General features: G+C 55.9%; 13 protein-coding genes and 3 pseudogenes. 3 read left to right on the forward strand and 13 right to left on the reverse strand.

Going from position 1 to position 17,727, the window contains the following annotated elements; all coding sequences use genetic code 11:
- Positions 1-431: 431 nt before the first annotated feature.
- Entirely contained in the window at positions 432-1,361 is a 930-nt protein-coding gene (locus tag EOA13_RS27790) for a 2-oxoglutarate and iron-dependent oxygenase domain-containing protein (RefSeq protein WP_063170383.1), read from the reverse strand.
- A gap of 456 nt (positions 1,362-1,817) precedes the next feature.
- Here EOA13_RS27790 and EOA13_RS38945 point away from each other — a divergent pair.
- A pseudogene (locus tag EOA13_RS38945) lies at positions 1,818-1,961 on the forward strand (transposase); the annotation flags it as partial.
- 81 nt (positions 1,962-2,042) lie between these two features.
- Here EOA13_RS38945 and EOA13_RS38950 read toward each other — a convergent pair.
- From EOA13_RS38950 to EOA13_RS27825, 8 genes and pseudogenes are all read right to left on the reverse strand, one after another.
- Positions 2,043-2,768 (reverse strand): GMC family oxidoreductase, encoded by a 726-nt coding sequence (locus EOA13_RS38950; protein WP_348629766.1) that lies wholly within the window; start codon positions 2,766-2,768, stop codon positions 2,043-2,045.
- Between the two features lie 81 nt (positions 2,769-2,849).
- A pseudogene (locus EOA13_RS38955) lies at positions 2,850-3,902 on the reverse strand (GMC family oxidoreductase N-terminal domain-containing protein); the annotation flags it as partial.
- 153 nt (positions 3,903-4,055) lie between these two features.
- On the reverse strand, positions 4,056-4,622 hold the full coding sequence (locus tag EOA13_RS27800; RefSeq protein WP_158515808.1) for a GNAT family N-acetyltransferase: 567 nt from the start codon (positions 4,620-4,622) through the stop codon (positions 4,056-4,058).
- 390 nt (positions 4,623-5,012) lie between these two features.
- On the reverse strand, positions 5,013-6,842 hold the full coding sequence (locus EOA13_RS27805; RefSeq protein WP_063169359.1) for an IucA/IucC family siderophore biosynthesis protein: 1,830 nt from the start codon (positions 6,840-6,842) through the stop codon (positions 5,013-5,015).
- A gap of 463 nt (positions 6,843-7,305) precedes the next feature.
- The gene (gene ectB / locus EOA13_RS27810; RefSeq protein ID WP_063169360.1) at positions 7,306-8,607 is read right to left on the reverse strand and encodes a diaminobutyrate--2-oxoglutarate transaminase; all 1,302 of its coding nucleotides are present in this window, start codon (positions 8,605-8,607) and stop codon (positions 7,306-7,308) included.
- A gap of 166 nt (positions 8,608-8,773) precedes the next feature.
- Positions 8,774-9,613: a hypothetical protein gene (locus EOA13_RS27815; protein ID WP_063169361.1), complete on the reverse strand. Its 840-nt coding sequence runs from the start codon at positions 9,611-9,613 to the stop codon at positions 8,774-8,776.
- Positions 9,606-10,862, reverse strand: a complete 1,257-nt coding sequence (gene ectB / locus EOA13_RS27820; protein WP_063169362.1) for a diaminobutyrate--2-oxoglutarate transaminase — start codon at positions 10,860-10,862, stop codon at positions 9,606-9,608. Before ectB (EOA13_RS27820) ends, EOA13_RS27815 begins: the two co-directional genes overlap by 8 nt.
- A 1,064-nt stretch (positions 10,863-11,926) precedes the next feature.
- A complete protein-coding gene (locus EOA13_RS27825) occupies positions 11,927-12,643 on the reverse strand; it encodes an SPASM domain-containing protein (protein ID WP_224571099.1) in 717 nt (238 codons plus the stop codon).
- A gap of 719 nt (positions 12,644-13,362) precedes the next feature.
- On the opposite strand from EOA13_RS27825, the pseudogene EOA13_RS27830 reads away from it, so the two are divergent.
- A pseudogene (locus EOA13_RS27830) lies at positions 13,363-13,598 on the forward strand (transposase); the annotation flags it as partial.
- Positions 13,599-13,614: 16 nt separating this feature from the next.
- On the opposite strand, the gene EOA13_RS27835 reads toward EOA13_RS27830, so the two are convergent.
- Positions 13,615-14,361 (reverse strand): LuxR family transcriptional regulator, encoded by a 747-nt coding sequence (locus tag EOA13_RS27835; protein ID WP_063169365.1) that lies wholly within the window; start codon positions 14,359-14,361, stop codon positions 13,615-13,617.
- A gap of 354 nt (positions 14,362-14,715) precedes the next feature.
- Positions 14,716-15,018 (reverse strand): hypothetical protein, encoded by a 303-nt coding sequence (locus tag EOA13_RS38055; protein WP_127262113.1) that lies wholly within the window; start codon positions 15,016-15,018, stop codon positions 14,716-14,718.
- Between EOA13_RS38055 and EOA13_RS27840 the strand changes: the two genes are divergently transcribed.
- A complete protein-coding gene (locus EOA13_RS27840; protein ID WP_063169366.1) occupies positions 14,998-16,800 on the forward strand; it encodes an ABC transporter ATP-binding protein in 1,803 nt (600 codons plus the stop codon). The genes EOA13_RS38055 and EOA13_RS27840 overlap by 21 nt on opposite strands.
- A gap of 597 nt (positions 16,801-17,397) precedes the next feature.
- On the opposite strand, the gene EOA13_RS27845 is transcribed toward EOA13_RS27840, so the two are convergent.
- On the reverse strand, positions 17,398-17,604 hold the full coding sequence (locus tag EOA13_RS27845) for an exopolysaccharide production repressor protein (RefSeq protein WP_082826584.1): 207 nt from the start codon (positions 17,602-17,604) through the stop codon (positions 17,398-17,400).
- Positions 17,601-17,727, reverse strand: a 127-nt coding sequence (locus EOA13_RS27850) for a 4Fe-4S binding protein (protein WP_164780371.1), incomplete at its 5' end; no start/stop codon positions are given. The genes EOA13_RS27850 and EOA13_RS27845, both read right to left, overlap by 4 nt.

A 17,727-nucleotide genomic window follows, 5' to 3' on the forward strand; every position in this document is an offset into this window, starting at 1 on the left:
TCGGCCTGAAAGGTTGACGGCTTGCGATAACTGCCACCGGCCCGCAAGACGTGCAGCACGCGACCGCCGGGTGTTATAAGATCTTTCCGCCTGTGACGGCGTCGTGGTCGCGCTGGAACTGGTTCCCGGGAGCTCGGTTCGCGATACGTCAAGCGCGAGTTGGGCGAGCGTTATCATGGGATCAAGTTCCCTCAGGTTTTCCCGCAGCACGTTTGCGACAGCGGTGCAGATCTAGTGCGATCTTTCCCTGCGACCACACGATGCAAACAATCTGACACCATAGGTGCATTCATCCCGAAGCGGGCTTCCGACCGCCGCGCTACACGCGCGACGGCGGGACAATCTAGCGGATGCGAGAGTTCTTCCAGCTTACCACGGAGATCTGCACCGCGTCGGCGCCATAATTGCGCATGCTTTAGAAAAGCAGACAATCATTGCAGTTCGCGCGCGCGTCCGGCGCCATTCCCAGTCACCCATATTGACTCAACGTTGCGCAGCATCATTTCTACAACACTAACTTGCTGCCCTTGTCGCGAAGTCAGGCGAGCGTCGATCTCGGGATAAATAAAGAAGGGCAGCGAAATTCGATCAGTCGGACCACTATGCACGACCTGGTGGGGCGTACTCTTGAAGCGGCCGTCGCTCAAGACCTGAAGGAGGTCGCCCAGATTGACTACGAGACTATCGGGCAGGCTCGGCACCGGCATCCATCGACCGCGGAACCACACCTGCAAGGAACGCAGGGGGAGTTCCTCTTGCAGCAGCAGCGTGAAGAAGCCATGATCCGTGTGCTTTGCGCAAGTGCCGCCGCGAGCTGGATACCGTATCACGCGTTGCCCAAGCGTCGGCGTGCTGAAATGGCGTTGGAACCATGCCTCTTCCATACCTATCAGGTCCGCCAGCGCATCCCCGATCTGGGGGACAATCCCGGCGAGCACGGTAGCCTGCAAAGCAAGCAGGTTTCTTGCGAAGCCAGGAGCCAAGGCTTCATCCGGAAGGCGCGTGCGGCCGGAGAACGGACGCCGGTCGCCTTCGTTCTCAATTCCGAGGTCGAATACCTCCTTTGGATCGAAGCCGGCCTCAGGATGTAGCATTTCGCCGTGTAAAGGACTGTATCCACGGGCGGCAGTGGGGTACACGTCCTGAAAGGCGTGCCCGTAGCGTTCCTTAACCGACTGTGGCAATGCGAAGAATCGCCGGGAAGCCTCAATGGCTTGCGCGATCTGTTCCCCGGGGATGCCGTGCTCGACAAGGTAGAAGAACCCGTATTCCTGGCATGCCATTTGCAGGCGCTGGCGCTCGTCACGTCGCGTTGCATCGTCTCTCAATTTCGAAAGTGAAATTTTCGGCAGCGTGGTCATAGTCAATCCCCTTTTTGGGCGCTTAAGTTGATTAGTGTTTGCCGCGGCTCTCAAAGTCGACAGTTCCTTGGATGTGGGCAACGCGCCGTCTCTTCCAATAATAACGAAAGTCGACATGATGTCCCATTCTAAGGCTAAGCCGATGGCTGGGCGGTGATTCCGTCTTAGCAATTGATCTCTAGCGCTTCCTGGTGAAGATAACAACGATTTGTATGTTAATATAGTTGTATATATTGTTACATCCGTCGCGGTTAGTTTAACATTATCACGGCCAAGATACTAAGAGCGATTTACAATTCTGAATTGCTTTATGACTTCCAGGCTCAATCCAGACCAGCGCCGACCTCCGGGTTTCATGGCAGGATCGGCCATCTCGAAGAGCTCTATGACGCGAGGTATCGCCAGCTACCTGAGCTCGTCCATCACACACGCCGTCCCGGACGATGGCCGAATGGCAGAAACCGACCGCTCGAAATTTTCCTATCCCATAGTCTTTTTCGACGCTATCCGGGTCGAGCGGTCAAGCTCAGGGACGAAGACTTCGTTCGCAAAAAAGCCATCTACATCGGGTTCGGCGTTCTGCCTGGCGGCACCAAGGAGCACATGAGCTGAGGAAGCGCTTGTCGACGTTATCCGCCGTCTCGACGAGACGACTAGCCGAGCAGCAAAGCAGGCAGCGATTTAGCTCCGTCTGCCGTCTCTCAAGGTTGTGTCGGCCAATTTCTCAGCCACCATAATCGTCGGAATGTTTGTGTTCGCCCGAGGGCAAAATGGCATGACGGAAGCGTCGGCGATCCTCAAACCCAAAATACCATGAACGCGTCCCGACGGATCGGTCACAGCGCCAGGATCCGCGGCTGCCCCCATCCTGCAGGTCGACGTCGGATGCCAACTTGGGATGACGTTCTGGCGAATATACCGATCCAGATGTTTCTCGTCGTTGACGAGATCGGAAATGCTATCCCCATCCGTTATGACGCGCCTAATCAGCCCACGGCGCAGCCGCGGCGACGCGTCCATGAGCAGCGCCAGAAATGACGTGAGTGCATAGTTTGTGCTTGTGACCTTGCTCACCAGCTTCGCTCGCGCATTCAACGCTGACGGAAACGGGTCCAGCGCCACAGAGGACAGCGAATCTTGCTGCAGCAGGCGGACTATGAAGCGAAAGCCCTGCTTGAGGCGCTCGGCGTCCCGCTTGTCGCTCAACCAGTTGAAATCGACCTCCGGCTCTATTTTATGCGAACTACCCTTGAGCGCCACAGTTCCCGTCGAGTAGCTGCGATTGACCCACACGGCGAGAGTGCCGAGGCGCCTCCCCAGCGGGTGCCAGGATGATTTGGCAACAGTCGATATTGCCATATCGGTCGACGGGCAGCCTTCGTAACCCGACGAATAGCGGGCGTGCATCTGAATATATTCGCTCACGCCGGGTGACAAGCGATCGGCCGGCTTCAAATAGGCCGAAACGCAAATCGTGGGGTGTTCCTGAAGATTCTGGCCCACACCTTTCAAATCTGCAACGATAGGGATTCCGAATTGTACTAATTCCTTCGCGGGGCCGATCCCGGAGCGCATCAATATGGCGGGTGAATGGAGTGCTCCTGCGCACAGGATAACGCAAGAAGCGCTATACGATTGCACGCCCGATTTGTTCTCCGTCTCGACCCCCGTTACCGTTGTTCCCAAAAAGGTCAGCCGCGCAACTGTCGTTTCGGATAAAATCGTTAGATTGCGGCGAGAGCGGACGGTTTCTGGTAAGTACGCCATCGCGGAGGAGACCCGATGACCATTGCGGTTGGTCAATGGGACAACTGAATAGCCATCACCGAATCAACCATTGCAGTCTGGCCTGAAATGAAGCCCCAAAGCATCGTAAGCATCGGAGATTGCCCGGATGAAGCCCGACCAGTCTGATTGGCGCACACGTTTGATTGGCAAGGGGCCGTTCGTGCCATGAAATTCCCCGCCGAAATCCAAATCGCATTCTAGACGACGGAAGTAGGGCAGCACGTCTTCCCAACCCCAGCCCGTTGCACCGCTTGAGGCCCACTCATCGTAATCTCCGGGCCCGCCGCGGTTGGCGACTTGGGCATTGATGCTGGAGCCGCCACCCATGACGCGCGCCTGTTCGTAATGGACAGGCTTGCGGCCACCTCGCACCGTTGTCGCGTGGAGTGACTGCCATCGATAACCGGGATTAAGGTAAGCACGCGTTGGGTCGCCATCCTGGATGTCGTCAGGAATGGCATTCGGCGGCGTATCAGGGCCAGCTTCAATGAGCAGCACGCGAGCGCCATAGGCGGAGAGCCTGCTCGCCATCACGCATCCAGAGGAGCCACCACCCACGACGATATAATCGAAAACCACGCAACTCCCCATCAAGGTACCAAGTGTGATGGGCTTCTTCAGCAAAGCGCTCCTCCTACCGCCTGAGATATGGTCACTTACGGCGCGGCAGCTCCACATCATGCCGTCTGTAACGGAGCGATTTGATCGCCAAATCGGTCGAGGGCATGCCCGAAGCGAGACCGAGCGACCCATCTGAACTATCTCTGAACCGACAAGCTCTCAATTCCAGGGCACATGCATCTCCGGACACGCCGGTGCGTCGGTGTGAATGATTGCAAGTTCGTAGGGCGAGAGCAGCGCTCGCCTACGGTTTCTTGCATCACCGTCTTCCGAGAAACAATGATACTAACAAGAGATAACGACGACTTTTTCGATTTTTACAGCAGTCAAGACTGTCACTTCAAAATATCGCATAACTACGTTATTGTAGACCCGGTCTCTTACATAGCGAAGGCCTACTTTCGGTGCTTTCCGAAGCGAACGCGTGTTCGTTGGGCGAATGAATGAAGTGACCTTCTCGAGCGTTAGGTTCTCGAAAGCAAACTGGATCGCTGCCCTGCCGGCCTCTGCGGCGATCCCCTTACCGGAAGACGCAAGGTGGAGGCACGATACGGTTTCCACATTAGTGGGATCTTCGGGCAGATACGGGCCACTGTACATCAATCCACAGTAGCCTGCGAATTTTCCGACTTGGCCTTCGCCTTTTACGAACACCATCCATAAGCCGAAACCATTGCTCTGCCAATGATGGATGAACTGTTGTAGTTTAGCTTTCGATTGCTCTCGGGTCGGATAGACTCCATCCCACATGGCATTTACCACAAATGGATCGCTATGAAGCTCATGTAGAAGAAGCTCGTCGCTATGCGACGGTGGCCTTAGGATTAGGCGCGGCGTTTCTAGAATGTACATGAGAAGCTCCCTTCTAGCCATAAGTTAGAGCCGCACTTACCTCCAACGCGGCCATGATCTCCTAGCATGAGCGTCAAGGCCGCAGTGCTTGATTGAAGGCGTTCGACGAGGTTTATGCTTAAGGTAGCGAGGTCTACACAAATCAAGCTTTGGGCGCCTAACCGTGTCAGTGTTGACGGCACCTGGAAAGCCGGCCCGAAGGCGATAAAAAAATTAGGCGCCTCCTTTCAGAATGGAAGCAGGCGACGCGCTGGTGAGCGGGCGCCTGATACGCGCAACATGCTGCGGCGGCGTTTACGCAAGGGGTTGCTTACCCCAAGGGGGGGGTATGGTATTGGCCCAAAACCGGCTAACTACATTGTTCATTTAAAATACGCGCCTCCTTCAAGCTTAACCTGCACTGGTCACTTTGCGAATGCCCGCCAGTGGGTTCTTCAGCGTGCCGACGGTGTGCAGGTATTCTCCCGGATCACCGAAGTCCACCATTTGCTGGTTTTTTTGTATCTGCAGTCGATTCATACATCGTCGCAGAAATTCTGGAGCGAATAGGTCATGCTGCCTGTATTTTTCGTCATATTCCGGATGTTTCGTCTGGTAGCCAAGGATGGACTCGCTTACGAGCTGCCAGAAGTGTGTCGACGGAAAATCAAGATGTTCTTCGAGTGTTACAGCCAAGTAACGAAAGAAGCAGTCGAAAACGTCGGTGAAAATGAAGTCGTGCTTCATGTCGCGATTTACTTGAATGCAGATCCTCTTAATCTCCTCCGGCACGTTGAGATCTCCGCCTAGAATACGAAGCTCCTCGCCAATGTCTTTCATGATAACTCGCGTCGGAGCGTGATCTTTCATAACTAGAATTATATTTTCTCCATGTGCCATAAACGCTAGATCGTAAGCATAAAAGCAGTGGAGAAGCGGCGCCAGATAAGATTCAAAATAGCGGCGTAGCCAAGCGGCGGCGTCTAACCCCGAGGCATTGATGAGGGCTGTCACGAGTGCTTCACCATTGTAATCGACATGAAGCAGCGACGCCATTGTCATCAGACGTTCCCCTTCTTTCAACTGCCGAAGGGGGCTTTCCCTCCACAGCGCAGAAAGCATCTGCTTGTAAGGGGAGTCCTTCTTGAGGGCGGTGTTGAAACAACGATTGCGATAGCCAATCGTCGCGACCTCGCGAAGGATGCTGAAGCCGTTGGCGGCTAAATAGGAGTCACTGTCGAGCAAATTCTTCAACCATTCGTTGATGGCGGGCGTCGCCAGCATGTGTGTCGGTGACAAGCCGCGCATAAACCCCATGTTAAGTATCGACAGCGCCGTTTTCACGTACCGTTTATGCGGATCGCTTATATTGAAAAGTGTGCGGATCGATTGCTGGGCATGATATATGTCCTTCCCCTGGCCTAGGCAGACAATGTGCCGGTTGGCGATATCCGCCGCGAAGATAGTTGAGAGCCGATTGAACCATTGCCAAGGATGCGCTGGCATATAGATGTAATCGGTCGAGTTTAGTCCCTTTTGACGCAACGCTGCGTCGAACTGTTCCAGCGCCTGTCGACCGAGTTCCTCGTGCATGAGAAGGTCGTAGTCGAGCGTTGAAATGGACTTAAACGTTGCCATTTCTTTATGGACGGCCAGCCATATGAGTCTTATCGAACTGCCCACCTCCGGCGCATAGCGACTATAGTCGAGCGCGTCAAAGCCAATGCGACCGTTATTCGCGATAAAGGTCGGGTGGCCCTCCGTCATGCCAGCCTCAACGATCTGGTAATCGGCAAAAGCCAGTTCTGCGGCGGATATCTCTGTTTTGGCCTGCTTGTACGCGCTGCCATACAGCGTGCTGCTGATCTCCTGCAGGTAAACCGGCATCATCTCTTCCTTTATGCCAAGATGGCGGCTGAACTCAATAACAAAATCAAGCGCATCCAGGGGGGCCGGCCTGCCCTCAATCCTTTTCTCCAGAGAGCCGGCGTCCACTTGCCAGTGATCTAGCAGGAGGCGCCGAGCCTGGAACCAATACTCCAACCCAGGGGTCTCGCTTTCCAGCACATACTTCCCCCAGTCGCCTTCCATTCGCTGGAGTCGAGGAGCAATTAGCAACTCGTGTGCAAATTCGCTGATTGCTTTACGGATAAGGAGCCGGTTGGCCTTTGCCCATAAATGCGGTTTCAAATGCTGCGTTACGCGTTCGGCTAGGCTTATCTCATCGTCTCGGGCTGTCATATCACTCACGATCTCAACTCCTTCAGAACGTAACGGTGTAAGGTTCGCGAACGCGCCTTACACTCGTCTCGCCAAACTTCGACGTCGCACAAAATCCGTTCTATTTTTCATCAGAAAGGATAAGAAATACCGGACCTCTTATACAAGTTAATTTCTAATGTGTTGTGTACCGTTCGTCTTCGCTCGTGATAAACCAGCAATATTACCATCTTACTTATATAATATATTAGAATACCGGTTTCACCGGCCCTGGACGTCGTCCTTCATCTTGCAACGAGCAAGAAGTGTGTATTGATTTGCACATGCCGTACTGTCGTTCGATCACGTCAAGCGGTCGGTGTCCATTGTTTGAGCTCTCCGAGTGTCCATTTTTGCTGTCCGTCTCCATACAATCGCATACGTCTAAAGCGGAATTTCCTTTGCTTGATAAGCCCAGACTGGGTAGGGGGGACTGAGTGAATGCCTACTCCGCTGAAATGCTGTCCTGCACCGCGCCAATGCTGTCGCGTACGATCGACAGACCACGGCGCAGTTCAGCCTCGGTTATGGTAAGGGCTGTCATGAACTTGAGCACCTCACCATACGAGCCAGCGATCTCGATCACCAAGCCGCGACGAAAAGCTTCCCGGGAAATGAGCCCCGGCAATGAGTGGTGCTTTGGTGATACGAGTCCATACATCAAGCCGCGGCCTCGGACATTCAGAGCAAGGCTGGGGAAGTCGTCTGCGATCGACTTGAGTTCTTGAGCCAAGATGGCTGATTTGCGAGCAATCTCATCTTCAAACTTGGAGTCGGACCAGTAAGTCTCAAGGGCCGCACGAGCAGTGACGAAAGCATAGTTGTTGCCCCTGAACGTGCCGGTGTGCGCACCCGGCGTCCAGACATCAAGTTCAGGCTTCATGAGGACAAGGGCCATAGGCGTTCCAATTGCAGACAACGACTTTGACAGGGTAACGATGTCCGGCACGATCTCAGCCGCCTCGAAACTGAAGAATTTCCCTGTGCGACCGACACCAGCCTGAATATCATCGAGGATCATCAGGATCTCGTGCCGAGAGGTCAGATCACGCAGCCGTTGCAGCCATTCAACGGTAGCAGCATTGACACCGCCTTCGCCCTGCACTGCTTCTAGGATCACCGCAGCGGGTTTGCCGAGACCACTGCTAGGATCATCGAGAAGCTTCTCGAAATACTCGATCGTGTCTGAAGCGCCGAGATAGCCCTCGTACGGCAACGATGTCACGTGCGCGAGGGGAAAGCCGACAGCATCTCGGAACTTCGTGTTTCCGGTTGCCGCCAACGCCCCAGCGCTGACTCCGTGAAACGAGTTCGTAAACGAAACGATGTTTGACCTGCCGGTCACTTGGCGAGCTAGCTTCAGAGCCGCCTCGACCGCGTTCGTACCTGTGGGGCCAGTAAATTGCAATTTATAAGACAGACCGCGGGGCTTCAAAATAAACTGCTCAAAAGCTTCGATGAAGGCCTTCTTGGCGGTCGTAGCAAGGTCGAGCCCGTGCACAATTCCGTCGCGCGCAATGTAGTCCAACAACGCCCGCGTGAAGGCTGGGTTGTTGTGCCCGTAATTCAAGGCTCCCGCGCCTCCCAAGAAGTCGATGTATTCCCGACCGTCTGTAGCTATGAGGGCAGTGCCGACGCCTCGATCGAACAGAACTGGGAACGCACGGACGTAGCTCCGCACCTCAGACTCAAGACGATCAAAGATCGCGAGGCTTACATCGTTTGTAGGAGTAAACTGCTTCTTCATAGGGCGAGTCCTGAATTGTAGCCTGCAAAGGCATCAGCCCAAACTGTCTGGCGAAGGCCATTTCAATCGGTTCGAGGTTCGGCTTGTATGACGGCAGCATGAGCAGTCACACGCCTGGCCACGCCAACTCACGGCCCAAGCCAGTCGATCGCTGCGAGGTCCAACGTCACGTCCACCAGAGAACAAGATCAGGCCGCGCAAATCCGAAAAAGCAATTCAGCACTAGGCGACGCTTTCCGTCGCCTAATTGACCGGTAACCCCGTGAACGAAGCCGCCATCGATTAGGGCGATATCCCCGGTTTTGAGCTCGAACTCGCGGCAAGGGACGGCTTCCAGATAGGCTGCCGAATAGGGATATCCAGTGGTCTCCACACCTTGCGATATCCGGTCCGCAACCGTCGGCTTGTGGCTCCAGAGCTTCAGATTGCCGCCTTCCTCAGGCATGCTGGGATAGAGGTTGAGCGCTGCGACCGTATTGTGCGCCACCGCAGAAAGCTCGTAATCATCGCCAGCACGTAAGACTTGAGCGACGTCGTCGTGGGGATCCAAGGAAAATGTGCCTGTGCCCGACCAACTGAGGCCGCGACAAACATTGGCCTGGCCGTGTTCGGAACGGGCTAGCCGCAATTCGATTCCCTGGTTGTGAAGCTCTCGCTTCAACGCCCTGAATACTGCTCGAACCGGGTCAACCAAATTCTTAAAAAGGGCATCGACGTACGGCCGCGCGTTTTCGGCGTCTGCGAAATAGGTGGCTGCATCCTTCCTGTAGTGAGATGCGCCGACATATTGTCCGGGCACACCATCTTTACGCTCTCTGAGACCAGAGCTTCCAATAAAGTTCGTAGTGATCTCCTCGGCTACTTCGGTGCTGAAAGCTTGCTTGATGTGCAGAGCGGTGAGCTCACCTTTCAGGACCGAGATGATCTCCGCCGTGTTGATCGACCCGGTCCGTTCTTTGATCGAAACCGGCGAGATGGCTGGCACTTGAGATATCTGACTAGGCATTGTCTTGCTCCTGTAGTGCGTGTTCAAGGATGGTGATGCCACGATCGAGTTCGGCATCGGTGATGGTTATCGGTGGGAGGACTTTGATAACGTCGCGATTTGGCCCCGAGGATTCGATAAGAAGGCCATTTTCGAATGCGACATCGTGCACGCGGCCGACAACTGCCGGTGAACGGCATTTCAGGCCGGCCATCAGACCGCGGCCGCGCTTCTGTTCGATGTATCTTGGAAATTTCGCAACCAGGCGATCGAGGTGCGTTTGCAGCCTGACGGCTGTCCGCTCGACACCTGCAGTAAATTTCCTATCCGACCACATCTTGCACATGGCTCCTGCCGTCACGAAGGCGAAATTGTTGCCTCTGAAGGTCCCGCTATGTTCTCCGGGCTTCCATATGTCCAAGTCGGGTCGAATCAGAACGATGGACAACGGACTACCTGAACCGCTTAGGGACTTGGAAAGACACACAATATCCGGTTCGATTTTCGCGGACTCGAATGAGAAGAAATCGCCAGTTCGGCCCGCACCCGCCTGAATATCGTCGACGATAAAAACAATGCCGTGCGTACGGCAAATGCGCTGAATTTCCGTGAGCCAAGCTGCGGATGCGGCGTTCATGCCGCCTTCGGCCTGGATGGTCTCCAGAATGATTGCGGCAGGCTTTTCTATGCCGCTCCCCGGGTCGCTCAAAACGCTGTCGATGTAACTGGCGGAATCGAAAGCTTGGCTCGGATAGCCGTCATAGGGAACACGGATCACATCGTGGCGAGCGACGCCTCCCAGTTCCCTGGTTGAGGCCGAGCCCGACACCGCTAGAGAGCCGAGCGACATGCCGTGGAACGCATTCGTAAAGGCCATGACGCTCGAGCGGCCGGTGTATTTTCGCGCCAGCGCCAGCGCCGCTTCGTTGGCGTTCGTGCCGGTCGGCCCGGGAAACTGAATCTTGTACGAAAGGCCTCTGGGTTTCAGGATCCAATCGACGAACCCTTCAATGAAGTCACGCTTTGCCGCCGTATGCATATCAAGCGACAGAAGAATGTTCTCACCGACGAGATATTCAATCGCTGGCGCCATAATATCCGGATTGTTGTGCCCGTAGTTGAGTGCGCCGGAACCCACCAGGAAATCGATAAAGGGCTTACCCGTCTCGTCCCAGATCGTCGCCCCAAGGGCCTTCGTAAAGACGGTGGGGAACGCCCGGCAATAACGACGAACGTTAGATTCATGAGCCGTGAAAGCGTCGGTGTCCATATCAAGTCCTCTGCACATAGTCTTTCAAAGAAGAGAGCTGTTTAATGGCTAGTGGTTTGCGGCAGATGTTCGTCGCTTAACGTTGAAGCAGAATGCCGGAGGCAGCTTTGTTTGGTCTGGGTTTGGTCTGGTGATGCCGGCATCCTCATCAAATATTGTTGGGTTGCGTTGCCCTCCATTCGGATGCTTTCGAATGTGCTGCAACAGGATGGCTTCTAAAGCTTCCGCGAAAGCATCGCTACTATGGCATCAGGTAGTTGACGTACCCACCCTTCGCTGCCCATAGCGCTCCGGACAAATGAATGAGTCCAAGGAGATCAGCAGGGTCGCGTCGCCAGAGGTTGTGTCGCTCGGCGGTAGCGAAGCCGCTCGCGAGCGCGCTCCTCAATAGCGCCGTAGCGAGCGAGCGGCTTCGCGGCGGTCATCAATATTCGCCGTTCAACCTCGGGCTGCGGACACCAACCTGATTCAAGAAACTATTTGATGACCGATGACACAGCGAAAGCCACGCTCTCTTTGAGAAGAATGCGGATTCCGATCTCTTGCGCGATGACTGGCCCGAGCCGCCGGATCAAGAGGGCGGGGCCGCCGTGGACCCCCTTGACGGAAAGCCCGTTCGTAGGCCAGGCGGAAGCAACCGGGAGACGCGCTGGCGAAGGGCCGCATCGGTTTCGAGAACGTCCACTACCGCGACGGCAACCATCCCCGGCCGCAGCTGGGCTGCTGCCTTCAGGCGAGTCGAAAAGGAGATCGTCCGGGAGGGTGAAGGCGTTGACGAGGTGAGCCGTGAGTAAGCAATCAAGCTCTGATCGGGATCGACTAACACTGTTTCCATCCGACCGATGGTTGACCTGTGATCGGCGTTACCTCAAGCTAGGCAGGCCGACAAGCTCGGTTGGAAGGCGAAGACCTTTCGATGAGCTCGTCTCCGAAATGCTCGAGGCCCACTGCCGCGCCTACAGGAACATACTGGCGTAACGTGAAAACACGATGGCGTCGCGGGCAGGTGCATCTGTCGTGGGGCCATCCGCACTGCCAGGCACGCCCTCTCGGCCGGCATGCACTCAGGTCCGGTCGTTTGGGTCGGCGAATTCACACATCCTGCAAAGCAGAAAACCATCTGCTCCATTCATGCGGTCGACGATTTCGCGAAAAACTGGCTTTTCAAACAGAGCGGAGTAACCCTCATATAGAAGGTTGCCCAATACGTGACGCCGTTCAAAATCCATAGAGCACAGGGTAACGTCGCCGTTTGGAAGAAGAACATTCCGATACTGTCGTGCGTCCACGCAGGTTAGGGCTCCGACCACTGGCTGACGTGGTGCAACGATCTTAGGGTCGACGCTTCCACCCCTACTGCTCACCGGCCGCGCTTTTATCAGGGCTTCGGTAGGAATAATGTCGGCTATATCTGGGTGGGGCTCGCCCAAGGCCACGAATCGGATCAAGGGGATGTCCGCGTCGACGAGTTGACGAACCAGATCGCGATACTTGTCTCCGACCAGGCGGCTGTTCATGTAGGTGCCGTCATCGAAAACATGGACCACGAATACGCCCAAGCGCAAGGCTTGCAATCGCTGCAGGTCCTGCCCGTTCATTCCCACCAGCGTCGTAAAAATCCTGATGCCATGGCCTTTGGCGAAGGCGTGCTCCACCATTTCGGTACAGTCCGGATTGAGCCAAGGTTCGGAGTATCCCGCAAAACCAATGTCGACGGAAGTCGGTACGCGGGCCAGACACCGCTTGAAATCTTCAAGATCCAGATGACTCGCATGAGACACTTTTCTTTGCCGGACCGCGAACTTGTCCTGGGGACAATATGAACATCCTACGACGCATCCCGTGGTCGTCGTTATCTCCAAAACCCTGCCGGCTGTGTTTGCTGAGCGAAGTTCCGGTAAAATCACTGGTGATTACTCCCATCTACTTCCTGCGAAGCGCCACGATGGTGTGCGTGTGCCTTTGGCTTTCTGATACCGCCTGCTGATCTACCGAGGCAACGCAGACATCTACCCTTTTTGGCAGCCTAAGCCGCCCGGTTCACCGATTTGCCGGGCCGACCCTTCACAAACTTCCAGCGCGTCGGACCAGAGACAGCATTGCATCTTTCGAGGCATCACTCGCTCCGGAGATGTAGCCTCAACCGTTGGTCGCTGGCCCGTCGCCGAGATGCGCGCGCAGCACCCTCGAACCCGCCGGAGAGAAGCTTTCTGGATGCCGTCGATCATCCTTCATCGAGCGAGTTCCGTGTTCTCATGCGGGTCAGCCCTCACACTATATTGCCGCACATCGACCAGCAAAGGCCGAGCTAGTGCGCCTGGCGCGCAGTTACTGCGAGATAGGCTTCGAAAAGCCCGACAGGGCTAAGACGCTCCGCTGTATTGAACCCGAAATGTTTTCTGACAGCTGTCAGATTTTGGACACACATCACTCATCGTCAGTCGCTTAATACGGATGGTAATTTCTTCCAGGAATCGGTGACATTGAACACCACCCTGTCATGACCGCCCAATCTCAGCGAAGCGAACTCAGCATCGCCACCAGGACCAAGCCTGAAGATAAATCCGCCGTAGCAGCGTCAACGACATTTTGCTTTCGAAGCCGGATGGATTGCACGAGGTGATTCGCGCCGTGATGCAGGAGGTGCTCGAGGCCGAGATGGACGAGGCGCTGGGTGCTTCGAAGAGCGAGCGCACGCCGGAGCGTCTCGGCTATCACGCGCGCTACTACGGGCGGAGAACTAGCTGCGCACCTACGGCGGTTGGATAATCCCAAGGTTCAAAGCTTTTACAACAGCTACCGTTCTGCTGGTCGCATCCAACTTCCGCATTACATTTTTTAAATGGAAATCTATCGTATTTCGTGATCTGCCTAAAATAGTTCCTATTTCCCAAGATGATTTTCCTTGTGACACCAAATCAATGCACTCTATTTCTCTCGGAGACAGGTTATGAGCTCGTTCCGACGCAGTCGTAGTGTCGAACTTCGTAACCATCCGATGAAACCGCAGCGCGGCCATTTGCAGGTAGGTGATCGCTCTATTCTGCAATTCGCAGTCCGAGGATTGAGCAAAACTCACAAACCTAAAGCTGCCACCAGGGCCATGTAATGGGACGGTAACGCCTGACCTCAAGCCGAATGTTGCTGCTTCGTCCAAGACGCGGCGTCCATCTTCAGTTATGTTTTCATCAGTATACACCTCGCTCCATCGAAAGGGTCCCGCCTCCTTTCGACCTTTCTTGATGAGGGGGTCTATTTTGGCATAGCCCATTCTCGAGTAGCGCTCCTGCCATTCAGCAGGATAATTCCACATCACCACAGAACCCTCCCGGTTCGGCTTGAAAGCCCTCTCTGATGCGAGCGGCCCATAGGCAATCCACGGGCAATCGAAATTCAGCGCAAACGCAGACAACAGTTCGAACAACTGTTCGGATTGAGCGACATCATCAGTCATCTTGAGGAATAGGTCTAACTCCACCGCAATCCGCCGGAGTTCCATGATGTCTCCTTCATTGCGTTCTCATTGGTGCACAGTTTGCTCCAACCCAGCCTCGCAACATCCGAAGTCAACGGGACTCGAGCCGGAGTTCCTTCCGCCACCTGGAGTACCCTCAAGAGTCGTGCCAGCTTGCGAGCGAAGCTTCTCCTTCAGGTCGTCAATCGACGGGGGAGGTACCCAGGAGGCGAACCGACAGCACTGTGTCGGGGAGCGCACAATCCGACAGTCGAGCATTCGATTGACGGAATATGGGCAGGAAAGTATTCGCGGCGCGCTTTTGAAATCAGCACCTAAGTGCCGGGCCTGAGAAAGCTGCATTGCAACTGTACTTATTTGATCGAGGCAAGAACAAGCTCAAAATTCAATCGATACATCGACCTTCTTTTCCAATCTCCCGAGTTGAGCAGCCGTAGCAATCGTATCGACTGGATGGCGGCTGACTTTCTCCAGGCTCGGTAACCTGCTGAATTTGTCCTTCGGATGTTCCCGCTCAGTTGGCACGACTTTTGAACTCACCGTCGTGAGGCGGCAAGAGCTGCCCGCCAAAATTGATGCTGTTATGGGGGAGGTCGAAATTCCAGTTTTGTCTTTTATCGTCTTTGGGACCGAGCGTGTTGATGCGCCCGCTTGGAAACTATGAGACGTTTCCCCGTCCATGGGCGCGGCGCCACTTGTCGCGACGTTTTCGCCTTCACTGTTCGCCTCTGGAACAGGCAGCCGGCCCGGCTCGCGATCATCATGACCGCGATGCTCGCCTCCACGCTGGCTGACGTGTTGATGCCGCTCTATTCTGGCCGACTCATCGACGCTGTTTCTCGTGCTGCTAATGCGGCAGCACCAGCTTCGGATTCAGCTGTTGCAGCATTCTCTGTACCGATTGCATTGGCACTCGGTGGCATTGCCATGCGCCACGTCGCCTTCATTGGCCTGAGCGACCTGGTGTTGAAAATGATTTCCGACGTCGCGACCGAAGCGTTCCATCATGTGCAGCGCTTTTCGACAGACTGGCATGCAAACAGCTTCGCCGGCTCGACAGTGCGCAAGATAACGCGCGGCATGTGGGCGCTCGACCTCCTCAACAGCACGATACTCGTCACGCTGCTCCCGTCGTTTGTCATCTTGATCGGCTCGACGGTGCTGCTCGGCTGGCACTGGCCGGTCATGGGCGTGATCTTTGCTTGCGGCTCTCTCGTCTACCTTGCGTTTTCGATTTCGCTGTCGCTCGGCTATGTCGCGCCAGCGGCGAGCCTTGCCAACCGATGGGACACAAGGCTCAGCGGCGCGCTTGCGGACGCGGTCAGTTGCAACGCTGTGGTCAAGGGCTTCGGCGCAGAGGTTCGCGAAGACGAGCGGCTTGCAAATATCATGACGAAATGGCGGCACCGCGCGCGCCGGAGCTGGGTGCGCGGAACGATCATCGGCTCAACCCAAGGCGTAACTTTGGTTGCGCTCAGGGTGGCGGTGGTCGGATATGCCCTGCTTCTGTGGTCGCATGGACAGGCAACGCCGGGCGAGATAGCATATGTTCTCACGTCCTTCATCGTCCTGCAGGGCTATCTGCGTGATGCCGGCATGCATGTCCGCAACGTGCAGCACTCGGTTAATGATATGGAAGAACTGGTGGCCATCCACAATCAGCAGGTGGATGTTGCCGATCGTCCAGAGGCCAAGCCGATCCGGATCACGAACGGCCGTATCGATTTCGAGAACGTCCACTTCCGCTACGCCAACCATCCCCTGCCGCTCTATAGCGAATGTTCGCTGTCGATTGAAGCTGGCGAAAGGGTTGGGTTGGTTGGACCCTCCGGTTCCGGCAAGACAACATTCGTGAAGCTGATCCAGAGACTCTACGACCTGAGCGGCGGCCGGATCCTGATAGACGGTCAGGACGTCTCGGAGGTGACCCAAGAGTCCCTTCGTTCGCAGATCGCGATCGTGCAGCAGGAGCCGATCCTGTTTCACAGGTCGCTTGCCGAGAACATCGCCTATGGCCGGCCTGGCGCGAGCCAGGCCGAGATCGAGCAAGCGGCACGACTGGCAAGTGCCCACGAATTCATCGCGCCCCTGCCGAAGGGCTATGGGACATTGGTCGGCGAAAGGGGTTTGAAGCTCTCCGGCGGCGAGCGCCAGCGCGTGGCGATCGCGCGCGCCTTCCTCGCGAACGCGCCGATCCTTATTCTGGACGAGGCCACATCGAGCCTCGATTCGGAATCCGAGGTGCTCATTCAACAAGCGGTGGATCGGTTGATGGTGGGCCGAACCACACTCGTCATCGCACACCGGCTGTCGACGGTCCGCTCGCTCGATCGGCTGCTCGTCTTCGACCGTGGCCGCATCATGGAGGACGGCGATCATGCCGCCCTGATCAATCTCGATGGTGGCATTTACCGCCGCCTCTTCGAACGGCAGGCGTTGGAACTCGCGAAGGGCCTGGCCTGATCGCTAAACCGGCTTGCGCGATGCGCCGAGCCGTTGCCGGAGAGGGGTGTGGCAGTGACGAGCGGCGGGCGTTAGGCGGCAAAACCAGCACGGCCGGAACTGTCCGCCAAACGGGCGAGCGGGAATGCACCACGTCTAAGCTTCGGCGAATGCGCGCAGTTACACGCGGGCACCGAATTGTCGCGCCTAACGGCGCACGCACCAAAAGGGCGGGAATGTCGACGGCCCGGGAAGAGTGCGGCCCTCGCCGTTACCCACATTTCGCCAAAGGAAGCGAAGTCAACGCACATTGAGAGGGCGGTGCTTCCCGGCCGGCCGGGATCCCTGTCGCTGGCCCAACCTACCGCACGCTGGCCACGTCAACGGTTCAAAGTCCCTTCGGTTCGCAAAGTCGTCCCCTTGGAGACCCGGAAGCGCAGGAGCTCCGACCGCAGTCTTCGCTCAACTCTGGCCATCTGCTCCGGGATTGGATTCCGTTCCCTTGCTAGCACAGTGGCAGCTGAGCACGAACTCGCCGGCCCCGTGTCTTTCGATTACGGCCAACGGGCTTAGGAAGAGATTGGATTCGCCGGCCCTCTGCGGAGCGAATGAACAGTTCTACAGATCATCGACGTCCGCGAAAAAGAGCACGCAGCCGAAATAGCAGGCCTGAAGCAGCAGCGAACAGGCCAGCGTCGTGACGACTGCCACACGGATCGAATCCAAAGCGAAGTAAACCATCGACGCATTGCTGCACAGGACCAGCCCCACGAGCCGACAAAAAGATGAAGTGCAACGCCGTTCTCCTGGTTTTCGCCAGATCATGTTGCGAGCTCGTCGGCCGCAACATGCGTCTGGCAGTTCTTGGGGCAGACGCGGCCGCAGGCTCCGCAGCCTATGCAGCGGCCGGCATCATCGACAACCATGATCATGCGATTGAGCTTGCCG

This window comes from Mesorhizobium sp. M7A.F.Ca.US.011.01.1.1 (genome assembly GCF_003998295.1).
Taxonomy (GTDB): domain Bacteria; phylum Pseudomonadota; class Alphaproteobacteria; order Rhizobiales; family Rhizobiaceae; genus Mesorhizobium.